The organism is Streptosporangium sp. CA-115845, assembly GCF_050943795.1.
Classification (GTDB): domain Bacteria; phylum Actinomycetota; class Actinomycetes; order Streptosporangiales; family Streptosporangiaceae; genus Streptosporangium.
In genome coordinates, this window is the sequence record NZ_CP191988.1 from 6,951,750 (window position 1) to 6,965,866 (window position 14,117).

General features: G+C 67.5%; 10 protein-coding genes and 1 pseudogene. 4 read left to right on the forward strand and 7 right to left on the reverse strand.

What is annotated here, in order from left to right; translation table 11 throughout:
• From ACQP0P_RS33245 to ACQP0P_RS33275, 7 genes are all read right to left on the reverse strand, one after another.
• Positions 1-1,170 carry a hypothetical protein gene (locus ACQP0P_RS33245; RefSeq protein ID WP_433362476.1) on the reverse strand — a complete coding sequence of 390 codons (1,170 nt, stop codon included), beginning with the start codon at positions 1,168-1,170 and terminating at the stop codon, positions 1-3.
• Positions 1,167-1,685, reverse strand: coding sequence for a nucleoside-diphosphate kinase (locus tag ACQP0P_RS33250; RefSeq protein WP_433362479.1), 519 nt, complete (start codon positions 1,683-1,685; stop codon positions 1,167-1,169). The genes ACQP0P_RS33245 and ACQP0P_RS33250 overlap by 4 nt, the downstream gene beginning before the upstream one ends.
• A 3-nt stretch (positions 1,686-1,688) precedes the next feature.
• The gene (locus ACQP0P_RS33255; RefSeq protein ID WP_433362482.1) at positions 1,689-2,678 is read right to left on the reverse strand and encodes a thymidylate synthase; all 990 of its coding nucleotides are present in this window, start codon (positions 2,676-2,678) and stop codon (positions 1,689-1,691) included.
• On the reverse strand, positions 2,678-3,727 hold the full coding sequence (locus ACQP0P_RS33260; RefSeq protein ID WP_433362485.1) for a hypothetical protein: 1,050 nt from the start codon (positions 3,725-3,727) through the stop codon (positions 2,678-2,680). Before ACQP0P_RS33260 ends, ACQP0P_RS33255 begins: the two co-directional genes overlap by 1 nt.
• Before the next feature lie 511 nt (positions 3,728-4,238).
• A complete protein-coding gene (locus tag ACQP0P_RS33265) occupies positions 4,239-4,550 on the reverse strand; it encodes a hypothetical protein (protein ID WP_433362488.1) in 312 nt (103 codons plus the stop codon).
• Between the two features lie 196 nt (positions 4,551-4,746).
• Positions 4,747-5,124, reverse strand: coding sequence for a hypothetical protein (locus ACQP0P_RS33270; RefSeq protein ID WP_433362491.1), 378 nt, complete (start codon positions 5,122-5,124; stop codon positions 4,747-4,749).
• 277 nt (positions 5,125-5,401) lie between these two features.
• The gene (locus tag ACQP0P_RS33275; protein ID WP_433362494.1) at positions 5,402-6,586 is read right to left on the reverse strand and encodes a helix-turn-helix domain-containing protein; all 1,185 of its coding nucleotides are present in this window, start codon (positions 6,584-6,586) and stop codon (positions 5,402-5,404) included.
• 564 nt (positions 6,587-7,150) lie between these two features.
• Between ACQP0P_RS33275 and ACQP0P_RS33280 the strand changes: the two are divergent.
• The 4 genes and pseudogenes from ACQP0P_RS33280 to ACQP0P_RS33295 all read left to right on the forward strand — a co-directional run bounded on the left by ACQP0P_RS33280 (position 7,151) and on the right by ACQP0P_RS33295 (position 14,107).
• A pseudogene (locus ACQP0P_RS33280) lies at positions 7,151-7,627 on the forward strand (type I restriction-modification system subunit M N-terminal domain-containing protein).
• The gene (locus ACQP0P_RS33285) at positions 7,599-9,530 is read left to right on the forward strand and encodes an N-6 DNA methylase (RefSeq protein ID WP_433382246.1); all 1,932 of its coding nucleotides are present in this window, start codon (positions 7,599-7,601) and stop codon (positions 9,528-9,530) included. The pseudogene ACQP0P_RS33280 and the gene ACQP0P_RS33285 overlap by 29 nt, the downstream one beginning before the upstream one ends.
• Positions 9,523-10,830, forward strand: coding sequence for a restriction endonuclease subunit S (locus ACQP0P_RS33290; protein ID WP_433362497.1), 1,308 nt, complete (start codon positions 9,523-9,525; stop codon positions 10,828-10,830). The genes ACQP0P_RS33285 and ACQP0P_RS33290 overlap by 8 nt, the downstream gene beginning before the upstream one ends.
• A gap of 100 nt (positions 10,831-10,930) precedes the next feature.
• Positions 10,931-14,107, forward strand: coding sequence for a type I restriction endonuclease subunit R (locus tag ACQP0P_RS33295; protein ID WP_433362500.1), 3,177 nt, complete (start codon positions 10,931-10,933; stop codon positions 14,105-14,107).
• The last annotated feature ends 10 nt before the right edge of the window (positions 14,108-14,117 follow it).

Consider the following 14,117-nt stretch of genomic DNA (forward strand, 5'->3'; position numbering starts at 1 on the left):
CTAGGTGGCCGGCCAGCCGATGTCCGCCCGGCCGTGCCTGCGGTAGTGGTGGGGCTTGGTGCGGTCGTGGACCTGGTAGCCGTGAGTGTGCTGAAGGAAGTAACGCGGCGGCTCGTCCAGACCTTCGACCATGATGGCGCGGTCGGTGACCTCCACGCTGCCGACCGCGCCGAGCTCGCACGCCTGGGCGGTGACGACAGCCTCATCGGGCCGCTTCCAGGCGCTGCGGCACAGGTTGAGCTGGTTGACGGGGCAGATGTCGCACAGCTCGCGGATGCCGTAGTGGCCGTTGTAGTCGGCCTCGCCGTGGGCGTAGGCGACACCGCAGCTCGTCTTGCGGAACAGCGGCCCCCACGGTACATCGCGGTCGACGGGTCGGTGAAACGCCTTGAGGACCCGGTGCTCGGACTCCTCCGGCATGATCTTGCGGCGGGCGGTGCCGGAGTATGGCTCCGGCAGGCCATGGTCGCGGTAGTAGGCGGCGATCTCCTTGCGGAAGAACAGGCCGGTGAACACCGTGGCGTGCGCGTGCTGCGACAGCTCCACCGCCCGTTTCAGGTGCTCGTCGGAGTCGTTGAGGCCCGGCACGATGGGCCGCCAGTACAGGATGGTGCGGTACCGGTCGGCGCGGGCGTACAAGGTGCGCAGGCTGGCCGCGGCGATGGCCGAGTCCACCGGTTCGATGCCGGGGTGGTCGATGCCGGAGTGCGTCACCAGCACGGTGAGCTTGAGGTTGCGGAAGCTGTTGAGGATCGTGCAGTCCTCGGGAGCGACGCGCCAGCGGGTGATGACCAGGACGTGGTTGGTCAGACCGCGCTCGTCCAACAGCCGCAGCACGGCGAAGGTGTGGGGTTTGACCACAGGCAGCATGGGGTCGGTGGCCCGGTTGAACACCTGGATCGGCGTCAGGTGCGGCTGGAAGTAGTGGTCGCCGGTCAATAGCTCGACGGCGGTCTCGTCGCTCATCAGCGCGCGCGGGGTCTTCATCTCGAAGTTGTCGAACAGGTGACGCACGCAGTAGCCGCACTCCAACGGGCAGCCGACGATGTGGTTGAGCGACAACCCGGACTTGCGGTACTCGATGACGTCGGCGAGCTGCGGCTTGAGGCCGGCGACCTGCTCCGGGGTCAGGATCGGCAGGGGGCGCCGGGCATGGGGGGTGACGGTCATGCGTTGCTCCTGTCTGCGGTGGTGGTAAGCAGGTGCCGCTGGTCGAGGCCGTACCAGATGCCGAAGTCGCGTTCGACGACGCCGGTGTGGTCGGAGGTGTGGATCAGGTTGTTGATGAGCCGTCCCTCGGTGCGGGCCGTGGTCAAACTGTCGGTGCCGAAGTGGCCGCGGATCGTGTCGGGTCCGGCGGTGCCGGGGTCGGTGGCGCCGAGCAGGGCGCGCACCCGAGCGGCGGCGTCCGGCCCATGGCCGAGAGCGACCATCACCGGGTTGCCGACGTAGATGCGACGCAGCTCGGCAGGCACGTCCAGGCCGAACTCGCGAGAGATCTCCGGGGCGAGCATGTCGTCGTAGTGGGCGAAGATCTGCTGCTCGGTCGGATGGATTTCCTGGCGGGCGGTGACGTGGACCTCGCGGGCGACCCAGGCCAGCACGTCGTCGGTCAGGCCGCGGATCAGGCAGTCGGGTTTGAGGAGGATCACGGTCCAGGCGGACCAGTTGGGGGAAGTCGCCATCGGTCAGTCCTTCGGGAGGTGTGCGGGCCAGCGGCAGGCCACCAGCCGCTGGTAGTAGGGGTTCAAGGCGGCCAGCACGCCGATGTCTACCGGCGTGTCCGGCTGGTGGGTGACCTGCCGGTAGACCTCCAGCAGCAGCACGACCTGCTGCCAGTACGGCTCCATCGGCAGATCGGCGATAGAGCCGGCGGGCAGGCGGCGCCGGTTGGTGCGCAGGTCCCCTTCCCACTCCAGGACCTCCTGGATGGTGTGCCAGGTGGTGGTGGTCGGCATGGCGGGGGCCATCACCGGCGCCTGGGCGTGCTCGGCGAGAATCGCCTGCACTCGCGGCAGGTCGGGCTCGTTGACGTGCATGGAGGACACCTGATGGGTGTAGGTGCCCAGTGGCACGCCGAGCTGTAGCGCGGCGAACTCGGCGATGAAGGTGAAGGAGAACACATCGCAGAGCAGGCCGAGCAGGGCGTCGTTGCCGCGCATGAACACCACGGTGTGCAGGCGGCCGTCACGGATCAGGAACTGCACAGCGAGAGTGCAGGCGACGTCGGGGTTGCCCGGGTCGGCGAACTCGAACGGCCGCATGACCGTCATGGCGGCGCGTTTGCTGTCGGGGTCGGCGGTCAAAAGTTTGACCGCGTGGTCGAACTGGCTCCTGCCCCGAGGGGCGAACAGCCGGGGTCCGTAGGCGGTGCCGGCCAGCCGCGCACCGTCTACGGCCAGGCTGCGCAGCCGCGGCGCGTAGTAGCCGATCATGTCGAGGTCGTCGCGTCCGGCCAGGTACCACAGCGCCTCAGCGAGATTGAAGACGATGTTGGTGCGACGCGTGGCCAGGGCCGGGGTGCGGCGGCGCGGGTCGGTGAGAGTGAACGAGACGTTCAGCACCTCGCGCGAGCGGTTGCCGCGGGAGGAGATCGTGTACTGGGGGGTGGTGACCACCAGATCCAGCACCGCACGGTAGGCGTCGTGGAACGCCGCGAACACCGCGGGCCGCAGCATCAACGGCTCCCCTCATCGGCCGAGCGCCGGGCGTCGGCCAGGTCCGTAATGATCCGGTCCAGGGCGGCCACCTGGTGCGAGACCCGCATCGGCTTCAGATACCGCAGGCACGTGTCGATCAGCTCGGCGTGTTCGGGTGCGCCCGCGATGCTGCGCAACCACTCGATGCGCTCGATAACCTCATGCCGATCGGCGACATGCAGCACCGAAGGCATGACCTGGTCGGTGCAGGCGATGGTCGTAGGGGTGAGCGGCAGGCAGCCTTCGGTCACCGCCTCGCCCGCGCGCTGGGTGATGGCGCCGACGGTGGCGTACCGGTCGGGAAGCAGCAGCATGGTGCTGAGCGCCGTACGGTAGACGCCGGCCACGTCACCAAAGGGGCAGCGGCCGGTGAAGTTCACCTGTGGCCATGCCTCGGTACGCGGCCACTTCCCGGCGACCCGGTGCGGGAAGCGTGCGGCGGCGGGAACGAAGAACTCCCCGAACGCCTCGTCGCGGTCGTACTGGTTGCCGACGTAGGCCAGGGCGAGCGGCCGAGGCAGGGTGGCGAGCCGCTCGGGGTCGGCTTCGTCGATCAGTTCGTCGGGGACCATGTTGAACAGCACTGCCGCGCCTGCGGCGGGGCGGCGAGCGGTGTCGCAGACGACCACGTTCGGCATGCGCCGGAGGAGGTCGTCGGGGGCCATCTGCCGGTCGGTGTCCCACAGCACCGTCGCGGTGGTCCGGTTGTGGGTGTAGTGGTACAGCAGCGCCTGCTGACGGTGCAGGTCACAGGTGTGGCCCGGCGTGCCACAAGGGGTGGTGTTACGGCCTGGCAGCGGCCAGCGGTACTCGCACAGCAGCAGGTCGATGTCCGGGAAACCCGTGTCCCACCGGTAAGGCAGCACCTGCCGCGCTTCGTGCAGATCCCGGTTGGATTGCAGGAGCACGAGCTCATGGCCCCGGCTGATCAGCTCGTCGATGATCGGGCGGCGCCAGAACCGGCCGCCGTCCGGGGTGTCGAGGATGCCGGAGCCGAGAAAGCCCCAGAAACTGAATCCGATCTTCATGCCTTCCCCTTTTACTTCCGCTGTCACGTGAGCAACCGCGGGCGGGAGGAGACGCCCCGGCGGGAGGACCTGCAAATCATCCGGGGTGCTCCGGCGGCCGGAGAGCGATGCCCCTCGTGCCCACGAGGGGTATCTGGCCGCTTGGTGCGCCCTGCGGGCTCCCGAGGCCCGGAGGGGGGATCGTGACGACGCGCTTCGGGCGCCGCCACGGGTCTATGGTGTCGACCCAACCGACGCGTCGGACATACCAGGCAGGGGCATGGTTTCGTCCTTCCGAGGCGACGTGTGGGTATGGTGAGGGCGCCCGAGCGAGCCAGGCGAGAGCGCCCCCACCGCGGCCGGAAGGACAGGAGGTGTCCAGTCCCCTGCCCCGGGTGTGGACCCGACCGCTTCTTCCGCACGCGGCCCCGGTTCTCCCGCGCGGCCCCCGGGGGACACGCCGCACCACCGCGTACGGAAGAGTGGAGTCGTGGCGGCACACTGAGTCCGGCTCCACGTGCCGTCACGCGATTCAGGGGGTCGGTGCGGTGTAGACCAGTTCGGCGATCCGGCGTGCGACGTCGGTCAGGTCGAAGGCCGGGGCGTTCGCGGCCGGAGCCCCCAGGTCAGGTCCCCAGTAGATGACCTCACCGCTGTAGCCGGTCCACACGGTCAGCGTCTCGCCCAGCAGCAGGCGGGGCTGTCCGCCTTCCCGGACGAGTTCGGGGAAGATCTCGTGGTCGGTGAGCCTGGCCCGCAGCCGTTGAAGGGCCGCGGTGGCGAGTCCCCACTGCGTGGTCTGTCGGAGCCGGTCGCTTGCCGGGGTGCCCGGTGGCGGAATCATGGTGTACGTCCTCTCGTGCGGTGATGGTCGGTGAAGGACTCGTGCGGTGGGGTCGGCGAAGGAGATGAGCGGCCCCGGGGTCTTCCGGCGACGGAAGCCGGTGATCGTCCCGGGGCCGCCTCTGGCGGGCGTCCGGGGGGCCGGGCGGTGTCGGGGCGTAGGCCGCGGCCGACGCGGAGCCCGCCAGAGTCGATGGTCAGACGGGTGATGCTCCGGCGGGCTCCATAAGCGCCTCCAGGTACTCCCGCTGATGCCGCAGCCACGGCTGCCGGTCGAACAGCTCCGCCAGAAGGTCGGCGGCACCGGCGGGGTCGACCGAGGGGTGCCGGACCATGTCTCCGGCGCTGAACCAGCGGAACACGTCCGGAACGCTCCAAACAAGCAGGCCAGGCGCGAGGCTCAGTGTGTAGTGGCCACCGGCCGTTCTCATGACGTCACCGTCCAGCGTCGCCACACCGCGACCGTGGAGGGCCTGGCGAAGTAGCCGCACCGCGTGGGCGGGGGTGCCTGAGGCATGCTGCGGTTCGGGGAAGCCGTGGAGGCCGTGCCGCTCATCCGTTCGGTAACGGGTCATGTACTGATAGTGAGATCGCGCAGGATGGATCACCAGGGACGCGATGTCCCACACCCTCGTCCTTCCGCCGACAAGGGGGGACATCCCGTCCTGCGGGCCAAAGCTTGAGGGAACGCATCAGCGACCGGACCGAGGACGACAGGCCCCAGCTCCCGCCACCGAGGAAGGACGCTCTGTCCTACCGGTCCAAGTCGAGAGAACACGCCGGCGACCGGACCGAGGGCGACAGGCGCGTCTCCTGTTCCCAGCTCCTGCCAGTGAGGGAGGACGCTCTGTCCTACCGGTCCAGGTTGAGGGAACGCACCAGCGACCGGACCGAGGGTGACAGGCGCGTCTCCTGTTCCCGGATCTCGGCCACCAAGGAACGGGCGACGCCTTGATGCCGGAACCACACCGGCGACAGCTCGTGAGCCTCCTGCAACCGCTCGACGGCCACCTGCCGGTGCCGGGCATCCAGGTGCGCCTGGGCGACATCGATCAGATGACGGCCATAGGAGATGCCGCCGACCGCACCGGACTTCACCCGCCGGGCCGCCCCCAGCGCCTTATCCGGCTCCCGTCGTATCGCGTAGGCGTGGGTGGCCTGAACCGCTACCTCGGCCGGGCCGAAGAAGCTGTTGTAGATGCGAGTCCTGCCACCGAGCCGCTCGGCCGCTGCGGATGCCATCCTGATGTAGTCGGTCACGTCTCGCCCACTGGCGGCAGCCGGTGCGAGCGCCCACATCAGCAGATTGCCCCACACGGCGACGTGCGCGACCGGTGCCGAGAAGGACGGCTCGACGCGGGCGGCCATGTTAACGGCGAGGGCTTCAGCATCCTCGGGCCGTGCCTGGTGCAGCAGCACCCACGCGTACGTGCCGTGCAGGGTCGCCCACAGCAGTTCGTCATCGCCGCCGTGTGCGACGGTGATGGCCCGCTCCGCGCCGATCGCCGCCAGGTCGTCCCGGCCGAGATGCACCATCACGCTGGCCGCCAGATCATAGGCCATGGCCAGTGGGTAGACGGCAGCCGCGCCGTACGCCGCATGGGACAGCCGCGCCTCGGCGATCAACCCGGGAAGCTGAGCGACCAGGGTGGGGAAGTCACCGGCCCAGTAGCGGCGGCACGCGTTATCCACTGCGGCCCGCACGTCCGCCGGTGATGTCGGCTCACCGTCGTGGCCGTCGTCCGCCCCGGGCAGCAGAGAGGCCGACAGCAGGGCGTCCCGCAACTTCAGGACGCTGGCGCCGTCACGTTCGCCGCCCATCCGGTCGCGCTTGCCGGTCAGCGCCGACAGGTCCACATCGAGGGCGTTCGCCAACCTCATCAGGGTGGTGAGCCGCGCCGACTCGCGGCGACCCTGCTCCAGCTTCGCGATGATGTCCCTGCTGACACCGGCCCGCTCGGCGAGCTCCTCCTGTGTCCAGGATCGGTCGTCACGAATCTTCCTGAGCCGGTTTCCGATGGTGCAACCGTCGTCCATGGGCCCCGCCCTTCCCTGGTGATGTCGCAGTCCCAGGCTAAGCCGCAGGCCCACTTATTGACAGGTATTCCCTTGTGGAAGTGCCTGTTCATCCTCGCGCCACCGAGAGAGCCGTTGCCGCGACAGGGCAAGAAGGTCGTCCAGCGTGAGCCCACCCATCGGAGTGACGGCCCCGGCGAGTGATCCGCCCTCCGGCCACACCATGCCTTCCCCGAAAGCAGAGGTCCCCGGCGAAGGGCTCGGTCATGCTCCACCCGGCCTGACGGAGTCCCGAGGCGAGGACCGGTACCACGGTCATGCGTCACAGAGACCTCGCTACTGACTGTGAACGCCGCACACAGAGATTATCGATGGTGTAGAGATAACCTTCCCTTGGTGTTAGTGTTGCCGTTAACGGCTGGCGGCATTGTCGTTGAGTAGGCGCGCGTTCGTTGATAAGACGCCTGTGCCGCCGAGCCGGATGTCCCCCTCATCAATACAGAAGGGCCACCCCCCGTGGCGAAGCTGACGTTGCCACAGCTTGAGCGGCATCTGTTCGGAGCGGCCGATATTCTCCGCGGCAAGATGGACGCCTCGGAGTTCAAGGAGTACATCTTCGGGATGCTCTTCCTGAAGCGGGCCTCCGACCAGTTCGACGTGGTCCGCGAGGAGCTCGTCCAGAAGTGACTCACCCAGGGCAGGAGTCCGGAGGAGGCCGAGCGGATGGCCGCCGCGCCGGCCTTCTACCGGGGTGAGAGCTTCTACGTCCCCCAGGAGTCCAGCTGGCGGCACATCAAGGACCACTCCCGGGAGAAGAACGTCGGCAACCTGCTCAACAAGGCGCTGGAGGGGCTGGCGAACCACAACTCCACCTCCCTCGAAGGCGTGCTGGAGCACATCGACTTCATGCGCAAGGTCGGCCAGTCCACCATCTCCGACAAGCGCCTGCAACAGCTCGTCGACCACTTCCACCGGGTACGGCTGCGCAACGAGGACTTCGAGTTCCCCGACCTGCTCGGCCTACGAGTACCTGATCGGGCAGTTCGCCGACTCGGCCGGTAAGAAGGGCGGCGAGTTCTACACCCCGCGCGGCGTGGTCCGGATGATGGTCCGCCTGGTCAAGCCGACGCCCGGCATGCGCGTCTACGACCCGTGCTCCGGCTCGGGCGGCATGCTCATCCACGCCAAGGAGTACATCGACGAGCACGGCCTCGACTCCCGCGACCTGACCCTGGCCGGCCAGGAGACCGCGGGCACCACCTGGGCCGTCTCCAAGATGAACATGATCCTGCACGGCGTGCTCAACGCCGACCTGGAGAACGAGGACACCCTCGCCGACCCTCGGCACCTGGAGGACGGGGAGCTCGCCCGCTTCGACCGAGTGCTCACCAACCCGCCCTTCTCGCTCAACTACTCCGCCGCCGACATGAGGCACCCGGAGCGCTTCAAGTACGGCTACGCGCCGGAGACCGGCAAGAAGGCGGACCTCATGTTCGCCCAGCACGTGCTCGCCGTCCTCACCCCCGACGGCATCGGCGCCACGGTCATGCCGCATGGTGTGCTCTTCCGTGGCGGCAAGGAGAAGGACATCCGCGAGGGCATCATCAAGGACGACCGTCTGGAGGCGGTGATCGGCCTGGCGCCCAACCTCTTCTACGGCACCGGCATCCCGGCCTGCGTCCTCGTGCTGCGCGGCACCGACCCGCGGCCCGCCGAGCGGCGCCGCAAGGTGCTGTTCATCAACGCCGACCGCGAGTTCACCGCCGGGCGCGCACAGAATTATCTCGACCCGCAGCACGCCGAGAAGATCGTCGCGGCCTACCAGGAGTACCGCGACATCCCCGGCTTCGCCCGCGTCGTGGACGTCGAGGAGCTGCGGGCGAACGACTTCAACCTCAACATCCGCCGCTACGTCGACAACACCCCGCCGCCCGAGCCCCAGGACGTCCGCGCCCACCTGCACGGCGGCGTCCCGAAGGCCGAGGTCGCGGCCAGGGCGGGGCTGTTCGAGGCGTTCGGCGTCGACCCCGCCGTGCTGTTCGCCGAGCGGGACGCCGACTACCACGACTTCCTGCCCGAGGGGTGGCGGGCGACCGCCGAGCGCATCCCGGCCCTCGCGGCTCCCACCGAGGAGCGGCTGCGCCGGGCGTTCGCCGAGTGGTGGACCCGGCACAGCAAGCGGCTCGTCGAGCTGCCCGACACGCGCAAGGTCATGGAGGTCCGGGCCGAGCTGCTCGACTCCTTCGTCACCGAGCTGCTGCCGCTGAAGGTGCTCGACCGGTTCGAGCTGGCCGGCATCGTCGCCGCGTGGTGGGGCGAGGCGCAGTACGACATCAAGACCCTCGGGCTCAACGGCTTCGAGGGCGTGGTCGAGGGCTGGCTGACCACCATCGAGTCGGTGTTCCAGCTGGACGAGGAGGAGGTGGAGTACTGGGACAAGCAGAAGCTCGCCGCCGAGAAGCGCAAGGCCCGCGATCACCGGGTCGTGCCCGCGCTGATCCCCGACTACCTCGCCGAGCTGGAGGAGGCCGAGGCGGCGTACGCCGAGCTGAACGCCCAGTACAAGGCGGCCACCGCCAAGCCCTCGGAGGAGGACGAGGAGGCCGACGAGCCGGATGAGTCGGCCGAGGACCGGCTCTCCGAGGACGAGCTGAAGGACCTCAAGGCGCGCACGACCGCCGCCCGCAAGAAGGTCGGTGCGCTGGAGGACCACTTCCTGCCCCGGCTCCGGATGGCCGTCGGCGCTCTCGACGCCGATGCGCGCCGCGACCTGGTGATCGGCGTCCTGCGGTCACAGCTCACGTCCCGCTTGGAATCCCGTACGGCCACTGCCCGTCGGCTGGCCGAGGCGGCTTTCCGGACCTGGGCGGACAAGTACGCGGTGACCCTGCGGGATCTGGAGGCCCAACGCGAGGCGGCTGCTGCTCGGCTGGAGAACTATCTCAAGGAGCTGGGTTATGCCTGAACCACAAAGCAGGATCAGGGATCTCCTCGATGCCCATTTTCCCGGGGCCTGGGGAGAGGACCCGTCATCGACCAGGGGCGCGAACGTATCGATTCTCCGGTCGACCAATCTCGACGATGACGGACACGTGGATTTGAGCACCGGGGCTGCTCGCAGGTTCAGCGCTCGAGAGCTGGCTGAGAAGCGCCTGGCAGGGGGAGACATTCTTCTGGAAGCCTCCGGAGGTGGACCTGGAAAGCCCGTGGGGCGAGTTGCCCTCTTTCGGCAAGAGGGCGAACATGCCTTTGCCAGCTCAAACTTTTTCCGGACACTCCGGGTTAACCGGCGCCTGGCGGATCCCGCATACGTCACCTGGAGCCTTCAGCGCCTGCAGAAGCGGCCGGAGATCTGGCAGTTTCAGCAACAAACGACAGGGATTATCAATCTCCGCTACGCGGACTATCTGAACTCAAAGATCTTCACCCCCTCACTCGCCGAGCAGCGACGGATCGCGGAGATTCTCGACTCCTTCGACTTGGCCATATTCCACCTCCGCTCCCCCTCCACAAAGTTCACGCAACTAAGGACGGCCCACATTCGCAAACTGATGGATGATGGACTGTCCATACTTCGCTCAGTCGAGGCTTCGGAGCTTTCGTGCGTCGAAAGAAAGATGCATGGCCGTTGGACAGTTGCGCCGCTGGCCAGCACCCTGGACGCGATTGAAGCGGGAAACAGCCCGAATGTCGAGGACAGCCCGGCGGGTCCAGGTGAGTGGGGAGTTCTCAAGGTAAGCGCGATTGGGCGACATGGTTTTCGCCCCGAAGAGAACAAAGTCGCGCATGACAAGTCTCTCCACGTCAAGAATCTTTGCGTCCACCCTGGCGATCTACTGATTTCTCGCGCCAATACGTCCGAGCTTGTGGGGCTGACCTGCGTCGTACGCGAAACACCGCCAGGGTTGATGCTGTGCGACAAGACGCTTCGGCTTCACGTCAATCCTACTCGAACCTCAGCCGAATACGTCCACCTAGCTCTTTCTCTTACCGAAATCCGTCGTCAGATCGAAACAGCGGCAACGGGCACGAGCGGCAGCATGAAGAATATAAGTCAGGCAGCCATTCGCCGCCTGATGATCCCCTGGGCCGACAGGGAGTTGATCGACCGGGTAGTCCGAGATGACGCCGCCTACGTGGCTCAGATCGAGGCCCTCATGAGACAAGAGCAAGGGTTGATCCGGCTAAAGCAAGGCCTCATGGAGGATCTACTCACAGGGCGGGTTCGGGTTTCTGAGGCGGAAGCCGTAGTGGAAAGTCTTTGACCCCGTGGCCGGGGCGGGCGAGCGCGATGCCCGTCCCGGCGCGGTGGTGGTGTGTTCGGGGGTTGACGATGTCCGATCGTTTACCGAGGGGAGTCGGACGATGGCCGACTACGAGTACGAACTTGTCGAACGTCCGCTTATCGAGCAGCTCAAGGCCATGGGGTGGAAGCACGTGGCCGGCGCCAAGGAGGGTGCGGTGCTGCCCCTCATCGCGCGGGATTCGCTGCGCGACTCCTTCAACGAGGTGGTCCTTGAGAAGCAGCTGCGGGAAGCGCTCTTCCGGATCAACCTTGACGACCAGGGCCAACGATGGCTCGACGACACCAGGATCAGCCAGGCGTTCAACGCGCTGACCCGGGTGCCCGCCGCCGGTCTGCTTGAGGCCAACACCCACGTCACCGAGCTGCTGATCAAGGGCGTCGCGGTGGAGGGGCCGGACGGCGGCCGGGACCGTACCGTCCACTTCATCGACTGGAAGAACCCCGACAACAACGAGTTCGTCGTGATCAACCAGTTCCGGGTGGACGTCCCCGGCAGCGGCGGCAGCAAGCAGATCGTCCCCGACCTGGTGCTCTTCGTGAACGGTGTCCCGCTCGTCGTCGTCGAGTGCAAGGCGCCCACGCAGAGCGATCTGCGCACCGCGGTGAACCAGATCCGCCGCTACAGCAACGGCCAGACCGGGAACCCGAGGCTCTTCCACTCGGTTCAGTTGACGGTCGCGACGAGCGGCGAGGACGCGAGGCTGGGCACGTTCACCGCCGCGCCCGAGCACTACGTACCCTGGCGCGACCCGTACCCGCTCACCATGGCGGCGCTCGCCGCACTACGGGGCAAGGCCGAGGAGCAGCTCAGCAAGCAGGAGATCCTCGCCGCCGGCGTACTCAACCGCGCCAACCTGCTGAACATCGTGCACAACTACGTGACCTTCATGACCCTCGACAGCGGTGTGACGGTCAAGGTCTCCCCCCGGTACCAGCAGTTCCGCGCGGTGGAGCGGACCGTCCACCGGCTGCTGACCGGCAGGCCGAAAGAGCGCGGCGGGATCGTCTGGCACACCCAGGGCTCCGGCAAGAGCCTCACCATGACCTTCCTGATCCGCCGGCTGCGCTCGGCCGACGAGCTGGCCCACTACAAGGTCGTGGTCGTCACCGACCGGACCCAGCTCCAGGACCAGCTCGGCGAGACCATGCAGCTGAGCGGCGAGAAGGTGGACACCGCCAAGAGCGGCGCCCGCGCCAGGACCCTGCTCGGCCGGAGCGGTCCGGGGGTGGTCTTCGTCATGATCCAGAAGAACCAGAACGGCTCCCCCGCCAACCGCCTGGACCTGGGCGAGGTCAACACCGACGAGTCGATCGTGGTGCTGATCGACGAGGTGCACCGCTCGCACACCTCCTCCCTCGGCTCGAACCTGCGCCAGGCGCTGCCCAACGCCGCCCGGATCGGCTTCACCGGCACGCCGATCATGACGAAGAAGGGGCAGCGCAAGACCAGCGTGGAGCTGTTCGGTTCGTTCATCGACACCTACCGGCTCCGCGAGGCCGAAGAGGACGGCGTGATCGTGCCGATCCTCTACGAGGGCTTCAAGGTCAAGGGCGCGCTCCAGGACGGCCAGGACATGGACGAGCTCTTCGAGGAGGAGTTCGAGGACCTCACCGTCGAGGAGCGGAAGCAGCTCCAGCAGCGCTGGGCCACCAAGGGGACCGTCTCGACCGCCCAGCGGCTCGTCGACGTGAAGGCCAAGCACATGCTCCGCCACTACGTGGACAAGGTGCTGCCGGAGGGCTTCAAGGCCCAGGTGGTCGCGCACGACCGGGATACCACGCTGCGCTACCGGGAGGCGCTCATCGCCGCCCGCGACGAACTCGTCCGGGACGTCTTGAGCCTTCCGCCGCACCTGCTGAACCGCGCGCTGGAGGAGCTGAGACCGCGCCAGGCCCAGCTCGTGAAGGCGCACGGGCAGCTCGACCTGCTCCGGCGGATCGACTTCGTGCCGGTCATCTCCAAGGGCGACGCGGAGAACGAGGACCGCTTCACCGAGTGGACCGACGAGGCGAAGCAGAAGGCCAGGATCGACGGCTTCACCCGCCCCTTCGGGGAGAACGACATCGCCTTCGTGATCGTCAAGTCGATGCTGCTGACCGGCTTCGACGCGCCCATCGAGCAGGTGATGTACCTGGACCGCAGGATGGAGATGCACGACCTGCTCCAGGCGGTGGCCAGGGTCAACCGGACCGCGGACGGCAAGCCGTACGGCTACGTGGTCGACTATCGCGGGGTGGCGCAGAACCTGGTGGACGCGCTGCGCGTCTACGCCGACGAGGACTTCGACGACGAGGAGGGCCGGGACGTCTCGGGGGCGCTGCGCGATTTGCGGAGCGAGATCGTCAAGCTGGAACCACAGATGCAACGGCTCCGGATGATGTTCCGCGATCCGGCCGACGTGGAGGGGTGCGTGCTGGAGCTGGCCGACCCCCGGCTGCGCGACAGGTTCGGCGCCGAGCTGGCCCTGTTCGCCCGGACGGTCAACGTGGTGCTGCCCGACCCGGCGGCGAAGCCGTACCTGCCGGACCTCAAGCGGTTCATGGTGATCAGGCTGACCGCGAACCGGCGCTACCGGGTGGACGGCGGCGAGTTCGGCCCCGGGGCCTACGGCAAGAAGATCAAGCTGCTGATCGACGAGCACGTCACCTCGCTCGGCATCGAGCAGCAGCTCCCGCCGATCGAGCTGACCGCCGCCAACTTCGCGGCCAGGGTCGAGGCGATGACCGGCGGCACCCGGGCCAAGGCCTCGGAGATGGAGAACGCCATCCGGCACCACATCGAGGTGCATCGCGGCCAGGACCCGGCCCGCTACCAGCTGCTCAGCGAGCGGCTTGAGCAGATCCTGGTCGAGCTCAAGGACGACTGGGACCAGCAGCTGCTCGCGTTCAAGAAACTGATGACCGACATCAACGAGGACCGGCGGGACAACCCGCACGGCTTCGGCCCGGCCGAGAGCGCCCTGTACGGCCTGCTGCTGACCGAGCTGGCCACCTCCGCCGAGGACATCAACGATCTGCGGTTCGTCGAGGCCTGCCGGGAGATCTACCAGCTGGCGGCGCGGACCATCGGTCTCGTTGACTTCTGGAAGAAGAGAACGAACGTCGAGGATTTCCGGAAGGAGATCTTTGAGATTCTGGTCACCCGGAATCTGGGAGACTTCCACCGGCTGGATCAGGTCGCCGACAAGGCGCGTGACGTTATCTGGAACAATCGGGCGGACATCCCGAGAGCCTGATACTGGCATG

Bases quoted from the DNA above. Each gene is read 5' to 3' on its own strand.
- ACQP0P_RS33260 (WP_433362485.1), bottom strand. From the start codon at position 3,727: ATGAAGATCGGATTCAGTTTCTGGGGCTTTCTCGGCTCCGGCATCCTC.
- ACQP0P_RS33275 (WP_433362494.1), bottom strand. From the start codon at position 6,586: ATGGACGACGGTTGCACCATCGGAAACCGGCTCAGGAAGATTCGTGAC.
- ACQP0P_RS33295 (WP_433362500.1), top strand. From the start codon at position 10,931: ATGGCCGACTACGAGTACGAACTTGTCGAACGTCCGCTTATCGAGCAG.
- ACQP0P_RS33245 (WP_433362476.1), bottom strand. From the start codon at position 1,170: ATGACCGTCACCCCCCATGCCCGGCGCCCCCTGCCGATCCTGACCCCG.
- ACQP0P_RS33270 (WP_433362491.1), bottom strand. From the start codon at position 5,124: ATGACCCGTTACCGAACGGATGAGCGGCACGGCCTCCACGGCTTCCCC.
- ACQP0P_RS33255 (WP_433362482.1), bottom strand. From the start codon at position 2,678: ATGCTGCGGCCCGCGGTGTTCGCGGCGTTCCACGACGCCTACCGTGCG.
- ACQP0P_RS33265 (WP_433362488.1), bottom strand. From the start codon at position 4,550: ATGATTCCGCCACCGGGCACCCCGGCAAGCGACCGGCTCCGACAGACC.
- ACQP0P_RS33290 (WP_433362497.1), top strand. From the start codon at position 9,523: ATGCCTGAACCACAAAGCAGGATCAGGGATCTCCTCGATGCCCATTTT.
- ACQP0P_RS33250 (WP_433362479.1), bottom strand. From the start codon at position 1,685: ATGGCGACTTCCCCCAACTGGTCCGCCTGGACCGTGATCCTCCTCAAA.